Source organism: Achromobacter sp. 18P8.1.1 (assembly GCF_057799415.1).
This window is the reverse complement of sequence record NZ_JBYOKH010000062.1, coordinates 21,269-38,718: the sequence shown is the minus strand read 5'-3', so window position 1 is coordinate 38,718 and position 17,450 is coordinate 21,269. Positions and strand designations below refer to the sequence as shown.

Genomic DNA, 17,450 nt, shown 5'->3' with positions numbered 1-17,450 from the left:
ACGCAGGAGTTCGGCGTGGCGACCCTGGCGCTGGCGGCGCTGCTTCTGCTGGTGGCGGTGTCGGGCGCAGAGCAGGCGCGGCCGGTGCGCGCCTTGCGCCGCGCCGGGCCATGGCTGCTGGCGCTGGCGGTTGCGGTGGGCGCGTGGGAAATCGCGACGGCGAAACTGGCGCTGCTGCCCAGCCCGTTCTTCGCCCCGCCGCAGTCGCTGATCGAGGTCTACGTCACCGACTACAAACGCTTGGGCGACAGCCTCGTGAATTCGCTGTGGCTGCTGGCCAATGGTTTCGTGTTGGGAGCGGCGGCCGGCTTCCTGACGGGCGTGGCGATCGGGTGGTCGCGCGGGTTGGGCTACTGGGTGCATCCGGTGCTGCGCTTTCTGGGGCCGGTGCCGTCCACCGCCTTGCTGCCGATGGCGTTCTTCTTCTTTCCCTCCAGCTGGTCGGCGGCGGTGTTCCTGATCGCGCTGGCGACGTGGTTTCCGGTGACGGTGCTGACCTGGTCGGGCGTGGCGGGCGTGAACCGCGCCTACTACGACGTGGCGCGCACGATGGGCGCCAACGAATGGTTCCTGGTGTTGCGCGTGGCGATTCCGGCCGCCTTGCCGCAGGTCTTCGTAGGCCTGTTCATGGGGCTGGGCGCGTCGTTCTCGGTGCTGGTGGCCGCGGAAATGATGGGCGTGAAATCAGGGCTGGGCTGGTACCTGTCCTGGGCGCAAGGCTGGGCGTCCTACGCCAACATGTACGGCGCGCTCTTTGTCATGGCGCTGGTGTTCTCGGGGCTGATCACTTTGTTGTTCCTGGGGCGAGACCGCCTCCTGGCCTGGCAGAAAGGAGTGGTGAAATGGTAGCGGCAGCCGGGGCGCAAGCGCCCATCCACCGCGGCGCAGCCTTGGCCGTGCAGGGCGTGAATCATCATTTCGATCTGGACGGCACCGCTTTGCCGGTGCTCGACAGCATCGACCTTGAGGTCAAGCCGGGCGAGTTCGTGGCGCTGCTGGGGCCCAGCGGTTGCGGCAAATCGACGCTGTTGCGGCTGGTGGCGGGTCTGGAGCCGCCGGCGCAAGGGGACTTGCTGGCGGATGGCGAGCCGATCGACGGGCCGTCGCCGTCGCGCATTGTCGTGTTCCAGGATCCCACCTTGTACCCCTGGCGCACCGTCTGGAACAACGTGGCGTTGGGCCTGCAGGCGCGCGGCCTGTTGAAGACCGAGCGCCATCGCGTCGATGACGCCTTGCAGCGTGTGGGCCTGGCTTCCTTCAGCAAGGCGTATCCGCATCAGCTGTCGGGAGGCATGGCGCAGCGTGCGGCGTTGGCCCGCGCGCTGGTCAACGACCCGCGCATCCTGATCCTGGACGAGCCCTTGGGCAAGCTGGATTCGCTGACGCGCATCGCCATGCAATCCGAACTGGTCGAGTTGTGGCAACGTGCGGGGTTTACGGCCCTGCTGGTGACGCATGACGTGGAGGAAGCCCTGTTCATGGCGTCGCGCATCGTGGTGCTGAGCGAACGGCCTGCGCGGATCAAGGACGAGATCATCAACGACCTGCCTTACCCGCGGCACCGGGGCGATCCGAAGCTGGCGCAATTGCGCCATCGCGCACTGTCCTTGCTGGGGCTGGATGCGACGTGGTGAGGAAACTGGGGCTGGCGCTGGCCGTGCTGGGCTTGCTGGGGGTTGCCGTGGCGGTCTGGCGGCAACCGCAAGCGGCGCTGGCGATTTCCCACTGGCCTTTCGCCTGGCGATATGACCCCGACCTGCCCGTCAGCCCCCACACCTGGCGGCAGCTATGGCTGGCATTGGCGCAGAGCGGCGCCGCGCTGGTGTTGCTGGTGTGCGCCTTGTTTTCCAGGCGCCGGCGCTACGGCCTGCTGGCCGTGGCCGCCGTGCTGGCTTTCAGCACGCAGTGGCCGCGTCCGCAGATGCTGCTGACCGAGGCGCACAGTACGTCGTATCAGCGTTCACCGTTGGCGTTTTCGGACGCTAACGTGCTGCAGGGCGGGCGGCTGTATCAGGCGCAGTGCGCAAGCTGCCATGGCGCGGCGGCCGACGGCCGTGGACCGCGCGCGGCTAGCTTGCCAACTTGGCCCAGCGTGTTGGGCGCGCCGCTTTTCGACAACCGCCTGGAAGGCGAATTGCATTGGCACGTGGCTCAAGGCGGCAAGACGCCGGCCGCGTCCGCCATGCATGGCTTTCAAGCGGTGTTGAGCGCCGACGACATCTGGCGCGTGCTGGACTACCTGCGACTGCGCGCCTATGGAACAAGCGGTGGCGCAGGCATGCCGGCCATCCCGGCGCCGGTCGTGCAGCTGGCCTGCCGCGATGGGCGCGCGGACAGCCTGAGCGGCTTGCGCGGCCTGCCGTTGCGTGTGGTGGCGCATGCACCCGACGCGCCGGACGAGCCGCAGGACCCGCGCATATTGACGATTGCCCTGACGCGCGGCGCGCGAGGAGAGGTCAATGCCGACTGCGTGGCGGCGGATCGCGGCGCCTGGGATGCCTATGCCCTGGCGGCAGGTGTGCCCCCCGAGGCGCTGTCGGGTGCGCAGTTCATGGTGGACCGGCGAGGCTGGTTGCGTGCGCGCCGCCTGCCTGGCGCGGCGCCCGCCTGGACCAGCGCGGACAACGTCTGCGGGCCAGGCGGGCGGATGGAGGGCGGGGCCGCGGGCGGACTGGGTGAACTATTGCTGGCGATGGATCGGGCACCCATAGCCTTGCCGCAGAGATCCCCTTGAATCCCGCGAAACCGGGCACCAGGTTGGGAGCGCTTCTTGCGGGGAAAGGGTGCGGCCATTCGGCCGATCAAGGTGAAGCGAAATGAACACACCCCTACCCAACCCGCCCATTGAGCCCGAGCATCCCGATTCACAGGAAAAGCTGGATCTTCCAGACGATGCGGACGACGACTCCGACCTTCCCGAAGACGAAGCACAGCCGGAAGAACTGGCTGAACTGGAACCTGAAGAGCCGGTAGGCACGCCCGCATCCAACCAGCGGGAGTCATAAGTGCCCCTCCCATGCGTGGCCGGGATGGAGCGTCCGGCCAGCTGGGAATAGGTGGCGGCGCGCGAGCCGGTTACGGCGTTGGCGTCGGCATCGGCGTCGCGACGAGCTTGTCGGCGGGGAAGGGCACGAGCAAACCGCGTGCCGCCTCGGCCGGCGCCGTCAGCCAGTCGCCATAGGCGCCTTCGGGCAGAATGACGATCATGCGCTTTTCCTTACCCGACTGGTGGTAGTGCTTGAACAGCGGGTGATCATCCGCATTGACCGTCAGCATGGTGTAGCTTTCCTGGCGCTGGCCCGCGGCGTCGTGCCATTGGTCCCATAAGCCGGCGATGCCCAGGGGCGCGCCGTCGGCGCGGGTGAATCGCGTTGCAACGGACTTCATGCTGAGGCCTTCGTCAACGGGCCGCCAATCCGGTTCGAAGATCGCCTCGGCCGGGATGATGCAGCGTTGCCCCTTCTGCCATGCGCCGCGGAACGTGAAGGCGCGGGCGACTTGATCATCGCGCGCATTGAATGTCGACAGCTTGCCGGCATCGTTCAGTCCGTCGGACCGGGTCGATGCGCTGATCAGCCCCCACCGTCCCAGGACCGCCTCGCGATCCGGCACCGCGTCATCGCCGGCGTCATGCGCCACCGGGCGGCGCACGAACAGCCCCTGAAGCTTGGGCCACACGTCATACATGCCGAGCGCCGCGGGCTTGTCGCGCACCCCGAACTTCTTGAGCAGCAGTTCGGCGTCCTTCAAGGTCTGGTAGTGGCTGCACATGCATACCTCCGCTATTGCGTCGAGTATAGGCGCGGCAGGGGAAAAATCGGACGCGATAAGTGAGGGACATATAAGCGCGCGAAATCCGGATATTCCGACAAGATAGTTCCCCTTGGCGGCCCTGCGACCCATCATCGTGGACAGGTTTCTTTGCACACTTTCTTCATGACGAGGTCTTCAAGATGAGTACGTTGAACGAATATCTGGGCCAGAAACGCGCGGCCGTCCTGGTTCGCAACGGGCGTGATCCGCAGACCGTGGAGCCCGTGAAGCTGCGCGCGCACGTCAGCGCCGAGGGCCGTAGCGGCGTGCGCCGCATTCGCATCCGGGACCATCAGGTGGTCAGCGACAGTCCGGCCGACTTCGCGGGTTACGACCTGGGGCCCAGTTCGCCCGAGCTGCTGCTGGGCTCCCTGGGCAGTTGTCTTACGCACATCTTCCTGATCAAGGCGGCTGAGCTGGAACTGCCGCTGGAATCGCTGGAAGTCGAGATTGAAGGCGACCTGGACCCGCGCGGCGGCAAGCCGGGCTACGAGAAGGTGCCGTTCTTTCCGCACAATATCCGCTACACGGCGCACATCGTGTCGCCCGCCGACGAGCAGGCAGTGCGCGCCGTGCACGAGGCGGTGGAACAGTGGTGCCCCATCCTGAACCTGCTCAAGCAGCCGCAGCCGCTGGAAGGCAGCGTGCGGCACACGCGCCCGGCGCCGCAATAAGCGGCGGGCAATCGCGGCGGCTCAGGTCAGCGTGCTGCGCATCAGGATCTCGGTGAGCGCGCGGGTGGGCTTATTGGGCGCGGGCGCCGAGATGACGATGAATTCCACCTGCGGCAGGGCGGGCAAGTGGCCTGCGCCCGCGGGGGCGGCCAGGCCCGTGGTGGACAGGTGCGAGGGCTGCACCGTGATGCCCAGCCCGGCGCGGGCGGCAGCCTGGCAGCCGGCGTAGCTGGTGCTGGTGCAGACGATCTGCCAGCTGCGGCCGGCGCGCGCCAGCGCATCCAGCGTCAGCGTGCGGGTCACGCTGGGTTCGCGCAAGAGGATCAGCGGCAGGGGCTCGTCGGGGGCGATGCGCAAGCCCTCCTTGGCCCGCCATAGCAGGGCTTCCTTGTGCAGGGTCTGTCCCCGGCGGTCGCCGCGGCGACGCTTGCCGATCATCACGTCCAGTCCGTTGTCGTCCAGCAGCTTGTAGAGCTCGCTGGTGACGCCGATGGTCAGGTCCAGCTCCACTTCGGGGTGGGCCAGGCGGAAAGCCGCCAGCACGTCGGGCAGCGGCCCCATCGCCAGGTCATCGGACGTACCCAGGCGGACGCGGCCGCGCAGCCGAGGCGCGTCGAACAGTCTTTCGGCCCGTTCATGAGCATCCAGGATGATTTCCGCGTGCACCAGCAGGCTGCGGCCGTCGCTGGTCAGCGTGAGCGAATGCGTGTCGCGCAGGAACAGGCGGCGGTTGACCGCCTGCTCCAATTGCCGGACGTGTTCGCTTACCGTGGGCTGGGTCAGCCCCAGCCGCCGGGCGGCCTCGGTGAAGCTGGGCGCGGCCGCGGCGGCGGCAAAGGTCTTGAGCCACAAGGGATTGAGCATGGCGCGGTTTGGTCATAGGAATTTCCGATGACAGTTAAAGTAATCAGTGGGCTTCACGATGGCAAGGGGCGCGCCTATAGTTCCCGTAACTTTTCGACCATCCGACCGCCATGCGCCGCTTCCTGCCCGACCAATTCACGCTCATCCTGATCGCCACGGTGGTGTTCGCCAGCTTCTTTCCCGCGGTAGGCAAGGGCGCGTCTTTCATGATGGTGGCCAGCAATGTGGCCATTTCGCTGCTGTTCTTCCTGCATGGCGCGCGCCTGTCCACCGACGCCATCGTGGCGGGTGTGAAGGATGTGCGCCTGCACGCGCTGATCCTTGCGTGCACCTTCATCCTCTTTCCGGCGTTGGGCTTGGGGCTGCGGGCGCTGTTCCCCGGTTTGCTGACGCCGTCGCTGTGGCTGGGCGTGCTGTTCGTCTGCACCTTGTCGTCCACGGTGCAATCGTCCATCGCGTTCACTTCCATGGCGCGTGGCAACGTGCCCGGCGCCATATGCGCGGCGACGGCATCCAATCTGCTGGGCACTGTGCTGACGCCGCTGCTGGTGGCGGTGTTGCTGCATCGCCAGGGCGGCGGGCACGGGCTGGCCGACGCCGGCCGCATCCTGCTGCAGCTGTTGCTGCCGTTCGCCGTGGGTAGCCTGCTGCGGCCGTGGATCGGCGCCTGGGCGCAACGCAACAACCGCGCCCTGTCCAAGGTGGACCGCAGTTCGATCCTGCTGGCGGTCTACACCGCGTTCAGCGAGGCCGTTGCCCAGGGCATCTGGCATGCGTTCCCCGCGATCGACCTGGCTACGATGGTGCTGGTCAATGCCTTGCTGCTGGGGGCCGTGTTGCTGATCACGACGTGGGGCAGCCGCAAGCTGGGCCTGTCCAAGGAAAACGAGATTACGCTGGTTTTCTGCGGATCGAAGAAGTCGCTGGCCTCGGGCATTCCGCTGGCGACCGTGCTGTTCGGCACCTCGCAAATGGGCATGGTGGTCCTGCCGCTGATGATCTTCCACCAGATGCAACTGATGGTGTGCGCGGTGCTGGCGCGCCGGTACGCAGAGCGCCAGGAACCGACGCAGGTGGCGGTGGCCGGCGCCTAGGAACGCAGGAGAATGGCAGCCCCCGTCAGGCGGCCTCGTCCCGCGGCTGGATCTTGCCGCTGGATTGCCAGAAGACGTCGCCGTCGCGCTCAGTGACCGTCAAGACGGCCAGGCGGCCGTTCTTGCAGGGGCCGCCTACGCACAGGCCCGTGTCGGGTTGGTAGGTGGCGCCGTGGCGCGCACACATGAGCAGGTCGCCGGCACGCGTGAAAAAGCTGCCTTCCCAGTCGAGTTCGACGCCCACGTGGGCGCAGCGGTTCAGGTAGCCATGCACGCGGTCCTGGTAGCGCACGAAGAACGCGGTGGTCTGGCCTGCGCTGTCCGTCACCGGTACTTTCACGCCCAGCCCGCCGTTGACGAGCTCGGCGGCGGCACAGACTCGGACTTCAGGGGCGGCGGGGGAATCGTGCATGGCGGGCCTTCCAGGAAAAGGGTGCGATCTTCGGACAGGGGGCCGGGCTTGTCAATCGGCGGGGGCGGTGGGGATGACGGGAGCGCTGTCCTGCTGGCGGGCCCACATGCCCGCATAGACGCCGCCCTGGGCCAGCAGCTGCGGATGGCGGCCGCGTTCGATGACGCGTCCGTCGGACAGCACGATGATCTCGTCCGCGTCCGCCACGGTGGACAGGCGGTGGGCGATGATCAGCGTGCTGCGGCCCTGGCTGACTTCGCGCAGGTTCGCCTGGATTTCGCGTTCGGTGTGGGTGTCCAGCGCGCTGGTGGCCTCGTCGAACAGGAAGATGGCCGGGTTCTTCAGGATCGTGCGCGCAATGGCCACGCGCTGCTTTTCCCCGCCCGACAGCTTCAGGCCCCGTTCGCCCACCATGGTCTGGTAGCCGTCGGGCATGGTCATGATCAGGTCATGGATGTGCGCCAGCCGTGCGGCAGCCTCGATGTCGGCGTCGGTGGCGCCGGGCCGGCCGTAGCCGATGTTGTAGTGGATGGTGTCATTGAACAGCACTGTGTCTTGCGGCACAACGCCGATCGCCGCCCGCAGGCTGGCTTGGGTGACATCGCGCACGTCCTGGCCGTCGACGACGATCGCGCCGCTATCGGTGTCGTAGAAGCGGAACAGCAGGCGGGCGATCGTGGATTTGCCGGCGCCCGACGTACCCACTACCGCCACGGTCTTGCCGGCGGGAATGGTGAAGCTGACGCCTTTCAGGATGGGGCGGCGCGCGTCATAGCCGAAATGCACGTCACGGAATTCGACCTGGCCGCCCGCGATCTGCAGGGGGTGGGCATCTGGGCGGTCGGCCACTTCGCGGTCCTGGCCCAGCAGTTCGAACATGCGCTCCATGTCGATGATCGCCTGCTTGATTTCGCGGTAGATGAAGCCGAAGAAACTGAGCGGCTGGTACAGCTGCAGCAGGTAGGTGTTGACCAGGACGAAGTCGCCCAGTGTGTAGCGGCCTTCGGCGATGCCGGTGGCAGCCATCCACATGACCAGCGTGAGGCCGACCGAGATGATGGCGGCCTGGCCCACGTTCAGGATCGACAGGCTGACCTGGCTGCGCACCGCGGCGCGTTCATAGCGGGTCAGCGAGGCGTCGTAGCGGCGCGCTTCGTGCTCTTCGTTGCCGAAGTATTTGACGGTTTCGTAGTTCAGCAGGCTTTCGATGGCTTTGGTGTTGGCCTCGGAGTCGGTCTCGTTCATCTGGCGCCGGAACTTGGCGCGCCACTCGGTGACGACAAGCGTATAGGCCATGTACAGGATCACCGTCGCGCCGGTGGCCAGCGCCAGCCAGACGTCGAACATCTTCCACAGCACGATGCAGACCAGGCCGATTTCAAAGAACGTCGGCAGGATGTTGAACAGCAGGAACGACAGCAGCGTCTGGATGCCCTTGGTGCCGCGTTCGATGGCGCGGGTCAGCCCGCCGGTCTGGCGCGACAGGTGAAAGCGCAAGGCGAGGGCGTGCAGGTGACGGAAGATCTGCAGGCCGACGGCGCGGATGGCGTGCTGGCCGACCCGGGCGAAGATGGCGTCGCGCAATTCCGAGAACAGCAGCGACAGCACGCGGGCCGTGCCGTAAGCCAGGATCAGCCCCAGCGGCACCGTCACGGCGCCGGGCGCGCCTTTGCCCAGTTCGTCGATGGCGTGCTTGTAGATCAGCGGCACATAGACGGTCGCCGCCTTGGCGGCGAACAGACAGAGCAGGGCGGCGACGACGCGCACTTTCAACCCCGTCATCCCGGGGGGCCACAGGTAGGGGAAAAGGGTGCGCAGGGTGGAAAAACCGCCCCGATTCTTGGGGGGCGCGTCAGAGGGATTCATGGCTGGGCAAGGGGGCGGATGCGGGGGGCGGCCACGGGGGCGCAGGGGCGTGTAACGGCCATTATCGGACACGGGCGCTATTATTTGGCTGATAACCCCTGGTATCTACGGACCATTGCTGGGGGATGTTGATCCGGTATCGCGATGCGGGCGCAGCTCGGCAGGCCCGCTCTTTTGTCTCTTCAATCCTGGGGTAAGCCGGGCTGTGCCCAGGATTGCGCGACCTGGCGCGTATTCGCCGCGCGGGTGTCGCGGTCCAAGCTTCGGAGGGTCTTATGGCGAAAGTACCCGCAGTGAAATTGAACGACGGCAACAAGATCCCGCAACTGGGGTTGGGCGTCTGGCAGGTGCCGGACGAGCAAGCCTCCTCCAGCGTGAAGGAGGCGCTGGCGGCCGGTTACCGCTCGGTGGACACCGCGGCCATCTATGGCAACGAGGCGGGCGTGGGCGCCGGGTTGCGCGCGGCCGGCGTGGCGCGCAAGGACCTGTTCGTGACCACCAAGCTCTGGAACGACCGGCACGGCTACGACGACGCGCACAAGGCGATGGACGAAAGCCTGGAAAAGCTGGGCCTGGCGTATGTGGACCTCTATCTGATCCATTGGCCCGTTGCGGGCAGCGCGAAGTTCCTGGACGCCTGGCGCGCCATGGTCGAGATGAAGGAAGACGGTCGCGCCCGTTCGATCGGCGTGTCCAATTTCACGCAGGCCAATCTTGAGCGGCTGATGGAGTCGTCCAACGTGGTGCCGGCGGTGAACCAGATCGAGCTGCATCCCGGGTTCGCCCAGCGTGAACTGCGCGCGTTCCATGCCAAGCATGGGATCGCGACCGAGTCCTGGAGCCCCTTGGCCCAAGGCGGCATCACCAAGGAAAAGGTCATCCTGGAGCTGGCGAAGAAGCACGGCAAATCGCCCGCGCAGGTGACGCTGCGGTGGCATTTGCAGAGTGACCTGATCGTGATCCCGAAATCGGTCACGCCCGCCCGCATCCGCGAGAACATCGACGTTTTCGATTTTGAACTGTCGGGCGACGAAATGGCGGCGATTGACGGCATCAAGGAAGGCGCCCGCCTGGGGCCGGACCCCGAGCGCTTCGGCAAGTAAGGCCGGCCAGCGCGGCCGTCGGCGGGGCAGGGGGTAGCGGGCCCCCGATGGGGAGGCGGGACCCCAATCCCCCGTGGCGGTACTTGTTGCGGGCCTAGTGCTTCAGGGGGAAGCACCAGTAGCGCACGATGACCACGAGCAGGATGGTCAGCGTGATCCAGGACGCCCAGTGCCAGGCGCCGGTGCCGAGCAGGGCGGCCAGCAGGCCGAACACGCTCAGCGCGCCCAGCAGGATCGGCACGCCCCACACGAACATGAAACCGCGGCCCCCTTTGCTGCTTTTACGGGCGGTCATGCGGGTGTCCTTTGCGGGGCGGCGGCGGCCTGATGCTTTTTCACGAGTTCGTTGATGCGTGCTTCGGTGGCGCGGCGGCGCGCCAACCACAGGTAGAGGCCGCTGACCAGGACCACGATGGTGATCAGGTCCAGCAGCGCCCAGATGATCTTCAGGGGCAGGCCGGCGTAATCGCCGAAATGCAGCGGGCGGGACACTTCCAGCGCGGTCAGGTACCAGGGCATCTTGGCCACGGTCGTCAGCGCGCCGGTCTTGCCGTCCACCAGCACCGGGGTGTTCAGCTTCGAGGTCAGCGGCGTATCGCCCCGCATCCAGGCGATGTAATGGTGCGGGCTGCCGAAGGCGTTGCCGGGGAAGGCGATGAACGACACTTCATTGCCCGGCAGCGCTTTTTTCGCGGTGTCGGCGGCCAGTTGGGCCGACGCCAGTTCGGTGGGGACCGTCTGGCCCTTGTAGGGTTCCAGGATGCGGACCAGTTCGGTCGATTGCCACAGGCGGAACAGCGGCGTCGACAATTCGTTGATGACGCCCGTCACGCCCACCACGAACGCCCAGACCAGCGTGACGATGCCCAGCAGGTTGTGCAGGTCCAGCCATTTCAGACGGGTGGAGCGCGCGGCGCGCACCGTGCCGAATTCCAGCTTCTTCATGAAGGGGCCGTAGAGCACGACACCGGACACGATGGCCACGCAGAACAGCAGGCCCATGAAGCCCAGGAACAGTTCGCCGGGCAACCCCGCGAACAGGTCCACGTGCAGCGCCAGCATAATGCCCATGAAAGAGAATTTGTCCTCGGTATAGGGCGGGCCGTCCAGCAGCACGTCGCCCGTGCGGCCGTCCATGCGCACCGCGTGCCCGGAGACCTGGCCGTCGCCCGGCTTCTTGGCCATGCCCACGAAGACCTGGGGTTCGTCGGGGTCGAAGAACAGGTAGTCGATGACTTCGCCCGGGTACATGGACTTGGCGCTTGCTACGAGCTTGTCCAGGTTGGCGGGGGGCGTGTTGGCCGGTACATCCGACAGGGGCTTGGCATCATCGAGCCAGTGTTCGATTTCGTGGTGGAACACCAGCGGCAAACCGGTAAGACAGATGATGAGCAGGAAGACGGTGCAGACGAGGCTGGTCCACTTGTGGATCCAGTACCAGGTCTTGATGGTGGAGGCGGCTGTCATGGCGACGGCAGGAGGCGGCCTGCGCGGCCCCCTTTAAGGTATCAGTTGGGAAAGTCGGAACATTATCACGAACAATAGCGATTCTCGTAACGCAATATTTTGACCCCGTAGCCATGGGGGGCGCAACAGTGTCCGGCCGGAAACCGGGTTAAAAAGAGGGGTCAGGTTTCAACAGGCAAGAACAGCCACAGTCGGGTGATGGGGACGGATCCATTCGCCCGCAACCGGTGGCTGCCGGATCATCATGGAGCAGCGATTTCTGAAAATCCCGCGCAATGAACGCGGCCGCGATTTTGCGGTGGGCGACGTGCATGGGCATTTTTCCCGTCTACAGGAAAGCCTGGACCGCCTGGGTTTCGACCCGGCGCGCGACCGGCTGTTTTCCGTGGGCGATCTTGTCGACCGGGGGCCGGAAAACGAGGCCGCCCTGGAGTGGCTGGCCCAGCCCTGGTTCCATGCGGTCCAGGGCAACCACGAGGACTATGCGATCCGCCACGTACGCACCGGGGAGGTAGATGTCATGAACTGGCGCGGCTACGGCGGCGGCTGGTTCCTGGACCTGCCGCCCGACCGGCAAAAAGTCTTTGCCGAAGCCTTCGCGCAACTGCCCATCGCCATTGAGGTCGAGACGGCCGACGGCGCGGTCGGCTTGCTGCATGCGGACTGCCCGGTGCTGTTCTGGCCGCGGCTGGAATCCGCGCTGCAAGACCGCTACAAGCGCACCAGCGCGGCTTGCCAGTGGTCGCGGGAACGGCTGCGCCAAATGGACAGGACGGTCATCAAGGGCGTGCGGGCGGTGGTGGCGGGGCATACGCCGGTGGCGGCGCCGCTGTTGCTGGGCAACGTCTATCACATCGACACCGAGGGCTGGCGGGAGGGCTATTTCACGTTCCTGGACCTGGAGTCGCTGCTGGCCTGGCCACGCGAGGTGGTGACCGAGCTGGCGACCGAGGAATAGGTCCGCCCGGCCGCGCGACCGGTTCGTGGAAATAGCAAAGGGCGCCTTACGGGCGCCCTTCGTGTCTGTGGACAGCCGGGATCAGAGGGGCCGGGCCATCACGGGGGCGGATGTGGTGACCGCGCTGGCGCTGACACCGCTGCTGTCCAGATTGGAGGCAGGCGAACCTGCGGCAGGTGCCCCCGCGACGGGCGAACCCGTGGCAGGCGCATTGTCCGCGCGGGGCGCCGGGATCGGCATCAACGGGGCCTGGACGGCGCTCGTCGGGTTTGACGGCGCCAAGGCCGCGCCGGGGGTCGGCAGCGGCTTGACCGAGGTATCCACCCCGTCGGTGGAGCGGTTGTTGTTCAGGAAGTCGGTCAGGGCATCGCCCGAGGACAGGTCCAGTGACGCCACGGCCTGGCCCGGCGGGAATTCCGAGAAGTAGTATTCGCCGTTTTCCACCAGCAGGCCGTCCGGACGCGGCGCCTGCTTGGCATCCGGCACGCCCTTGAGCACGGGCTGCATGTAGTCCAGCCAGGTCGACAGGGCCAGGCCGCTGCCGAACTCGTTCGTGCCCAGCGACTTGGGCTGGTCAAAACCCATCCACACCGTGGTCGCCAGCGCGGGCGTGAAGCCCGAGAACCAGACGTCCACGGCTTCGTTGGTGGTGCCGGTCTTGCCGCCGACATCGTTGCGCTTGAGCACCTGATGCGCGCGCGCCGCGGTGCCGCTGGTGGCGACGCCGCGCAGAATGTCGTCCATGACCCAGGCGGTGCGCGGGTCGATCGCGCGCGCTGCTTCGTCGCCGGCCTTGACGGGCTGCGCCTGCATCAGCACTTTGCCGGAACGGTCGGTCACATGGTCGACCAGATAGGGCGTGACGCGATAGCCGCCATTGGCGAAGACGCTGTAGCCGTTGACCACCTGCAAGGGGGTGGCGCCGCCCGCGCCGAGTGCCAGCGGCAGCACCGCCGGCCAGCGGGACTTGTCGAAGCCGAAGCGGGTCAGGTAGTCCTGCGCATACTGCGGCGAGATGGCCTGCAGGATGCGGATCGACACCATGTTCTTGGAGCGGTACAGGCCCTGGCGCAGGGTCAGCATGGGCTCGTACTTGTTGCCGTCGTTCTTGGGCTGCCAATCCTTCGAGCCCGTCTGGGCCGCCGTCAGCATGAAGGGCTGGTCCGAGATCTGGGTGGCGGGCGTGAAGCCGCGCTCAAGCGCCGCGGCGTAGACGAACGGCTTGATGTTGGAGCCGGGCTGGCGCCAGGCCTGGGTTACGCGGTTGAAGGTGCCACGGTTGTAGTCGAAGCCGCCGATCATGGCGCGGATGGCGCCGTCTTCGGGCGTCATCGACACCAGCGCGGCCTGCAGCGCCGGCATGTTGATGATTTCCCAGCTGTCCGTGTCCTTGTCGCCAGTCTTGTGGATGTAGACGACAGAACCGCGGCGGATGCGCTGGCTGTCGCTCGCCTTCGGGTTCAGGGCGCGGGCGACGACGGCCAGCGCCTTCTTGTCCGAAATGGTGATGAGGTCGCGTCCGCTGCGCGCCAGCTTCACTTCCGTGGGGCTGGCCGACAGCACGACGGCGGCCAGCAGGTCTTCGCTGTCGGGCGCCTTGTCCTGCACGCCATCCAGGACTTCGTCCAACGCTTGCGGATCGTTCTCGACGCCGTCGGGCAGGTCGAGCTGGTCTTCCGGGCCGGGATAGACGGCGCGGCGCGTGTAGTCCAGCACGCCGTCGCGCACGGCGCGATAGGCGGCTTCCTGGGCCTTGGAATCGATCGTCGTGTAGACGTCGATGCCCTTGGAGTAGGTCTCTTCCTGGAACACGCCGTACATCAACTGGCGCGCCAGTTCGGCCGGGTAGTCGCCATGCACGGCGAAGCCGCGCGCGCTGGTGCCGTCCGCGCCGCGGATCGTCAGATGCTGCTTCAAGGCTTCATCGGCCTGCTCGGGCGTCAGGTAGCCCAGCGTCTTCATGCGGCCCAGCACGTAGTGCTGGCGGATTTCCGCGCGCGGGAAATTGGTGATGGGGTTGAAGCGCGACGGGGCCTTGGGGATGCCGGCCAGCATGGCGGCCTCGGCCGGCGTCACTTCCGACAGCGGCTTGCCCAGGTAGGTGCGCGACGCAGCGGCGAAACCGTAGGCGCGGTGGCCCAGGTAGATCTGGTTCATGTAGAGCTCAAGGATCTGGTCCTTGGTGAGCTCGTTCTCGATCTTGAAGGTCAGCAGCAGTTCGTAGAACTTGCGCGAGTAGGTCTTTTCCGACGACAGATAGAAGTTGCGCGCCACCTGCATGGTGATCGTGCTGCCGCCCTGCGACTTCGAGCCCTTGACGACGTTGGTCAGCACGGCGCGCGCCACGCCCATCCAGTCGACGCCGCCGTGGCTGTAGAAGCGGTCGTCCTCGGCCGCCAGCACCGCCTGGCGCATCACGGGCGGGATCTCGTCAAAGCGCAGCACGTTGCGGTGCTCTTCGCCGTATTCGCCGATCAGCACCTTGTCGGCCGTATAGATGCGCAGCGGCACCCGCGGACGGTAGTCCGTCATGGCATGCAGGTCGGGCAGGCTGGGCCAGGCCAGCGCCAGGGCCAGCCCCAACAGGACGGCTCCGCACACGCCGGCGCCGGCCACGGCGATGCCCGCTTTGACCAGGAGTCGTTTCCAGGGAAGGCCCGATTTGCCGCCCGGGGTGGCGGAGGATTGCTGGGGGGTGCTCATTGCAGGCGATTCTAGGGCAGAACGCTATAGACCGGCCATGGCGCAATAAGGTTTCAGTAACCAAACTTGCCGGGGCGCGGTGGGGGGCGTGTGCCACGTAAATATAGGGACGGGGTCTAGCATACGCGGGGCGCGGCTTTCGCGCGCGTGCGCACAGGAATGCGCTGTGAAATGTATTGCGCGCCGTGACAAACAGCAAGGCCAGTTGCACGCTTTTGTCGGAATTCAGCGTCGGTTCAGCGCGTCGGCGTCTTGCAGGTAGCGCTGCGGCGGCGCGCCCAGCGCCCGATGGAACATGGCACTGAACGCGCTGGGGCTGCGGTAGCCCAGGTCGGCCGCGATGCGCGCGACGGGCACGCCCAGCGACAGGCGGCACACCGCGTCCGCCAGGCGCACCTGCTGCACCCACTGCCGGTAATTCAGGCCCAGTTCGGCCTGGAACAGCCGGATCAGGGTGCGGGCGCTGGCGCCGACTTCGCTGCCCCAGTCTTCGATGCCGCGCTGCAGCCCCGGCTGGTCCAGGATGGCCATGCAGATGGTCTGCAGGCGGCGGTCGCGCGGCCACGGGATCTGGATGGGCACCACGCGGGCGGCGGCCAGTTCGGACAGGATCAGCGCGGCGACCTGTTCTTCGCGGCCGCCCAGCGGGTAATCGACGGGCGCCGCCGTCAGCGCCAGGATCAGTTCGCGCAGCAGCCCGCTGACCTCGACCACCTGGCATTGCCGCCAATACCCCGCCGCGGCCTCGGCCTGGATGTAGAGCGATCGCATGGATACCGCGCCCACCATGTCCACGCCGTGCGGCACGCCGGCCGGCACCCATAGCGCGCGCAGCGGCGGCAGCGCCCAGAAGCCGCTGGGCGTGGTGACGCGCATCACGCCTTCGACCGCGTAGATCAGTTGGGCGCGGGGGTGGGAGTGGGCGCCGGTCTGCGCGCCGGCCGGGAATTCCTTGGCCATGGCCGTCACCGCGCGGGGCAGGTGCTGATAGTCCTGGGCGTTGATGCTGCGGGCGGGGTCGGGCAAGGGCAGGCGAGCGGGCATGAGTGTCACTTCCGACAAAAGGATGAGGCGGTCCGTGAAAGCGCCGTAGCCGTATTTTGTCACTTAAGCGACGAAAATTGGCAGATCTTAGTCGCGCCGGATTCCTACACTGTCCTCTGGTCCCGGCATGGCGCCGGGTGGTCCTGCCCCTTTGCATGCGCACCATGAATTCCGCCCAGAACCCCGTTGCCGGCGTCACGGACGCTTCCATCCCCGCTCCCGCTTCCGCGCAGGCCGCCACCCCGGCGGCGTCCGACCCGTCCACCGCCTTCAAGGTGCTGGGCGCCATCAGCGTGGCGCATCTGATGAATGACATGATCCAGTCGATCCTGTTGGCCATCTATCCCATGCTCAAAGAGTCGTTCAGTCTGTCGTTCGCGCAGATCGGGATGATCACGCTGGTCTATCAGCTGGCTGCATCGCTGCTGCAACCGTTCATTGGCTTCTACACCGACCGCCATCCGAAGCCGTATTCCTTGCCGGTGGGCATGGGCTTCACGCTGGTGGGCTTGCTGCTGCTGTCGGTGGCGCCGTCGTTCGGCTGGTTGCTGGTGGCGGCCGTGCTGGTGGGAACGGGGTCCTCGGTGTTCCATCCGGAATCGTCGCGGGTGGCGCGCATGGCCTCGGGCGGCCGCCACGGTCTGGCACAGTCGCTCTTCCAGGTGGGTGGCAACGTGGGCTCGGCGCTGGGGCCGCTGCTGGCGGCGCTCTTCATCATTCCGCACGGGCAGGGCAGCGTGGCGTGGTTTTCGCTGGCGGCGTTGTTCGGCATCGTCGTGCTGACGGGGATCGGACGCTGGTACAGCGCCAACCGCGTACGGCTCAAGCCGCGTGCGCGACGCGACGGGGCGGGCAACGGGCTGTCGCGCAACCAGGTGCTGGGCGCCTTGACGGTACTGGGCGTTCTGGTGTTTTCCAAGTACTTCTACCTGGCCAGCCTGAACAGCTATTTCACCTTCTACCTGATCGGCAAGTTCGGCTTGTCGGTGCGCGAGGCGCAGTTGTACCTGTTCCTGTTCCTGGCCGCGGTCGCGGTGGGGACGGTGGTGGGCGGGCCCATTGGCGACCGCGTCGGCCGCAAGATCGTGATCTGGGTGTCCATCCTGGGCGTGGCGCCGTTCACGCTGATGTTGCCCTACGCGAACCTGTTCTGGACCGGCGCGCTGGTGGTGGTGATCGGCATGGTGCTGGCGTCGGCGTTTTCCGCCATCGTGGTCTACGCGCAGGAACTGGTGCCGGGCAAGGTGGGGATGATCGCCGGCCTGTTCTTCGGTTTCGCGTTCGGTATGGGCGGTGTGGGCGCCGCGGCGCTGGGCAAGCTGGCGGACGCGACCAGCCTGGAATACGTGTACCAGGTGTGCGCGTACTTGCCACTGCTGGGCGTGGTGGCGATCCTGTTGCCGAATGTGGAGAAGCCCCGGGCGGGCACGGCCCGGGGGTAAGGCGCGGGGC

17 protein-coding genes are annotated in these 17,450 nt (G+C 66.6%); 9 read left to right on the top strand and 8 right to left on the bottom strand.

The window, feature by feature from the left end; translation table 11 throughout:
* The 4 genes from AC27VE_RS27390 to AC27VE_RS27375 all read left to right on the top strand — a co-directional run.
* Window positions 1-849 (top strand): ABC transporter permease (locus AC27VE_RS27390; protein ID WP_488705506.1); only part of this gene is annotated, 849 nt, incomplete at its 5' end.
* The gene (locus AC27VE_RS27385) at window positions 843-1,634 is read left to right on the top strand and encodes an ABC transporter ATP-binding protein (protein ID WP_454676539.1); all 792 of its coding nucleotides are present in this window, start codon (window positions 843-845) and stop codon (window positions 1,632-1,634) included. The genes AC27VE_RS27390 and AC27VE_RS27385, both read left to right, overlap by 7 nt.
* The gene (locus tag AC27VE_RS27380; protein ID WP_488705505.1) at window positions 1,628-2,734 is read left to right on the top strand and encodes a c-type cytochrome; all 1,107 of its coding nucleotides are present in this window, start codon (window positions 1,628-1,630) and stop codon (window positions 2,732-2,734) included. Before AC27VE_RS27385 ends, AC27VE_RS27380 begins: the two co-directional genes overlap by 7 nt.
* An 82-nt stretch (window positions 2,735-2,816) precedes the next feature.
* The gene (locus AC27VE_RS27375; protein WP_315140341.1) at window positions 2,817-3,005 is read left to right on the top strand and encodes a hypothetical protein; all 189 of its coding nucleotides are present in this window, start codon (window positions 2,817-2,819) and stop codon (window positions 3,003-3,005) included.
* Window positions 3,006-3,075: 70 nt separating this feature from the next.
* On the opposite strand, the gene AC27VE_RS27370 is transcribed toward AC27VE_RS27375, so the two are convergent.
* Window positions 3,076-3,771, bottom strand: coding sequence for an SOS response-associated peptidase (locus tag AC27VE_RS27370; protein ID WP_488705504.1), 696 nt, complete (start codon window positions 3,769-3,771; stop codon window positions 3,076-3,078).
* A gap of 182 nt (window positions 3,772-3,953) precedes the next feature.
* Here AC27VE_RS27370 and AC27VE_RS27365 point away from each other — a divergent pair, with 182 nt between their 5' ends.
* Window positions 3,954-4,487: an OsmC family protein gene (locus AC27VE_RS27365; RefSeq protein ID WP_088590412.1), complete on the top strand. Its 534-nt coding sequence runs from the start codon at window positions 3,954-3,956 to the stop codon at window positions 4,485-4,487.
* A 21-nt stretch (window positions 4,488-4,508) separates the two neighbouring features.
* Here the strand turns inward: AC27VE_RS27365 and AC27VE_RS27360 are convergent, their stop codons facing one another.
* Window positions 4,509-5,351 carry a LysR family transcriptional regulator gene (locus tag AC27VE_RS27360; protein ID WP_006226922.1) on the bottom strand — a complete coding sequence of 281 codons (843 nt, stop codon included), beginning with the start codon at window positions 5,349-5,351 and terminating at the stop codon, window positions 4,509-4,511.
* A gap of 110 nt (window positions 5,352-5,461) precedes the next feature.
* On the opposite strand from AC27VE_RS27360, the gene AC27VE_RS27355 reads away from it, so the two are divergent.
* A complete protein-coding gene (locus AC27VE_RS27355) occupies window positions 5,462-6,445 on the top strand; it encodes a bile acid:sodium symporter family protein (RefSeq protein ID WP_488705503.1) in 984 nt (327 codons plus the stop codon).
* A 25-nt stretch (window positions 6,446-6,470) separates the two neighbouring features.
* Here AC27VE_RS27355 and AC27VE_RS27350 read toward each other — a convergent pair whose 3' ends face one another.
* The gene (locus AC27VE_RS27350) at window positions 6,471-6,857 is read right to left on the bottom strand and encodes a Rieske (2Fe-2S) protein (protein ID WP_488705502.1); all 387 of its coding nucleotides are present in this window, start codon (window positions 6,855-6,857) and stop codon (window positions 6,471-6,473) included.
* A gap of 51 nt (window positions 6,858-6,908) precedes the next feature.
* Complete coding sequence (locus tag AC27VE_RS27345; protein WP_035213962.1) at window positions 6,909-8,723, bottom strand: ABCB family ABC transporter ATP-binding protein/permease; 1,815 nt, start codon at window positions 8,721-8,723, stop codon at window positions 6,909-6,911.
* Between the two features lie 275 nt (window positions 8,724-8,998).
* Here AC27VE_RS27345 and AC27VE_RS27340 point away from each other — a divergent pair, with 275 nt between their 5' ends.
* A complete protein-coding gene (locus tag AC27VE_RS27340; protein WP_006226918.1) occupies window positions 8,999-9,826 on the top strand; it encodes an aldo/keto reductase in 828 nt (275 codons plus the stop codon).
* A gap of 94 nt (window positions 9,827-9,920) precedes the next feature.
* Here AC27VE_RS27340 and AC27VE_RS27335 read toward each other — a convergent pair whose 3' ends face one another.
* Window positions 9,921-10,121 (bottom strand): hypothetical protein, encoded by a 201-nt coding sequence (locus tag AC27VE_RS27335; protein WP_006226917.1) that lies wholly within the window; start codon window positions 10,119-10,121, stop codon window positions 9,921-9,923.
* Entirely contained in the window at window positions 10,118-11,293 is a 1,176-nt protein-coding gene (locus AC27VE_RS27330; protein WP_427957585.1) for a PepSY-associated TM helix domain-containing protein, read from the bottom strand. The genes AC27VE_RS27335 and AC27VE_RS27330 overlap by 4 nt, the downstream gene beginning before the upstream one ends.
* 244 nt (window positions 11,294-11,537) lie before the next feature.
* Here AC27VE_RS27330 and AC27VE_RS27325 point away from each other — a divergent pair, with 244 nt between their 5' ends.
* Window positions 11,538-12,251, top strand: a complete 714-nt coding sequence (locus AC27VE_RS27325; RefSeq protein WP_488705501.1) for a metallophosphoesterase — start codon at window positions 11,538-11,540, stop codon at window positions 12,249-12,251.
* 81 nt (window positions 12,252-12,332) lie between these two features.
* Here AC27VE_RS27325 and AC27VE_RS27320 read toward each other — a convergent pair whose 3' ends face one another.
* A complete protein-coding gene (locus AC27VE_RS27320) occupies window positions 12,333-14,954 on the bottom strand; it encodes a penicillin-binding protein 1A (RefSeq protein WP_488705500.1) in 2,622 nt (873 codons plus the stop codon).
* Window positions 14,955-15,179: 225 nt separating this feature from the next.
* Entirely contained in the window at window positions 15,180-15,998 is an 819-nt protein-coding gene (locus AC27VE_RS27315) for an AraC family transcriptional regulator (RefSeq protein ID WP_088590421.1), read from the bottom strand.
* Between the two features lie 164 nt (window positions 15,999-16,162).
* On the opposite strand from AC27VE_RS27315, the gene AC27VE_RS27310 reads away from it, so the two are divergent.
* Window positions 16,163-17,440 carry an MFS transporter gene (locus tag AC27VE_RS27310; protein ID WP_088590476.1) on the top strand — a complete coding sequence of 426 codons (1,278 nt, stop codon included), beginning with the start codon at window positions 16,163-16,165 and terminating at the stop codon, window positions 17,438-17,440.
* Window positions 17,441-17,450: the final 10 nt, after the last annotated feature.

Excerpts from the sequence above, each read along its gene's own strand:
- AC27VE_RS27385 (WP_454676539.1), top strand. The coding sequence starts at position 843 with ATGGTAGCGGCAGCCGGGGCGCAAGCGCCCATCCACCGCGGCGCAGCC.
- AC27VE_RS27375 (WP_315140341.1), top strand. The coding sequence starts at position 2,817 with ATGAACACACCCCTACCCAACCCGCCCATTGAGCCCGAGCATCCCGAT.
- AC27VE_RS27370 (WP_488705504.1), bottom strand. The coding sequence starts at position 3,771 with ATGTGCAGCCACTACCAGACCTTGAAGGACGCCGAACTGCTGCTCAAG.
- AC27VE_RS27365 (WP_088590412.1), top strand. The coding sequence starts at position 3,954 with ATGAGTACGTTGAACGAATATCTGGGCCAGAAACGCGCGGCCGTCCTG.
- AC27VE_RS27360 (WP_006226922.1), bottom strand. The coding sequence starts at position 5,351 with ATGCTCAATCCCTTGTGGCTCAAGACCTTTGCCGCCGCCGCGGCCGCG.
- AC27VE_RS27355 (WP_488705503.1), top strand. The coding sequence starts at position 5,462 with ATGCGCCGCTTCCTGCCCGACCAATTCACGCTCATCCTGATCGCCACG.
- AC27VE_RS27350 (WP_488705502.1), bottom strand. The coding sequence starts at position 6,857 with ATGCACGATTCCCCCGCCGCCCCTGAAGTCCGAGTCTGTGCCGCCGCC.
- AC27VE_RS27345 (WP_035213962.1), bottom strand. The coding sequence starts at position 8,723 with ATGAATCCCTCTGACGCGCCCCCCAAGAATCGGGGCGGTTTTTCCACC.
- AC27VE_RS27340 (WP_006226918.1), top strand. The coding sequence starts at position 8,999 with ATGGCGAAAGTACCCGCAGTGAAATTGAACGACGGCAACAAGATCCCG.
- AC27VE_RS27335 (WP_006226917.1), bottom strand. The coding sequence starts at position 10,121 with ATGACCGCCCGTAAAAGCAGCAAAGGGGGCCGCGGTTTCATGTTCGTG.
- AC27VE_RS27330 (WP_427957585.1), bottom strand. The coding sequence starts at position 11,293 with ATGACAGCCGCCTCCACCATCAAGACCTGGTACTGGATCCACAAGTGG.
- AC27VE_RS27325 (WP_488705501.1), top strand. The coding sequence starts at position 11,538 with ATGGAGCAGCGATTTCTGAAAATCCCGCGCAATGAACGCGGCCGCGAT.
- AC27VE_RS27320 (WP_488705500.1), bottom strand. The coding sequence starts at position 14,954 with ATGAGCACCCCCCAGCAATCCTCCGCCACCCCGGGCGGCAAATCGGGC.
- AC27VE_RS27315 (WP_088590421.1), bottom strand. The coding sequence starts at position 15,998 with ATGCCCGCTCGCCTGCCCTTGCCCGACCCCGCCCGCAGCATCAACGCC.
- AC27VE_RS27310 (WP_088590476.1), top strand. The coding sequence starts at position 16,163 with ATGAATTCCGCCCAGAACCCCGTTGCCGGCGTCACGGACGCTTCCATC.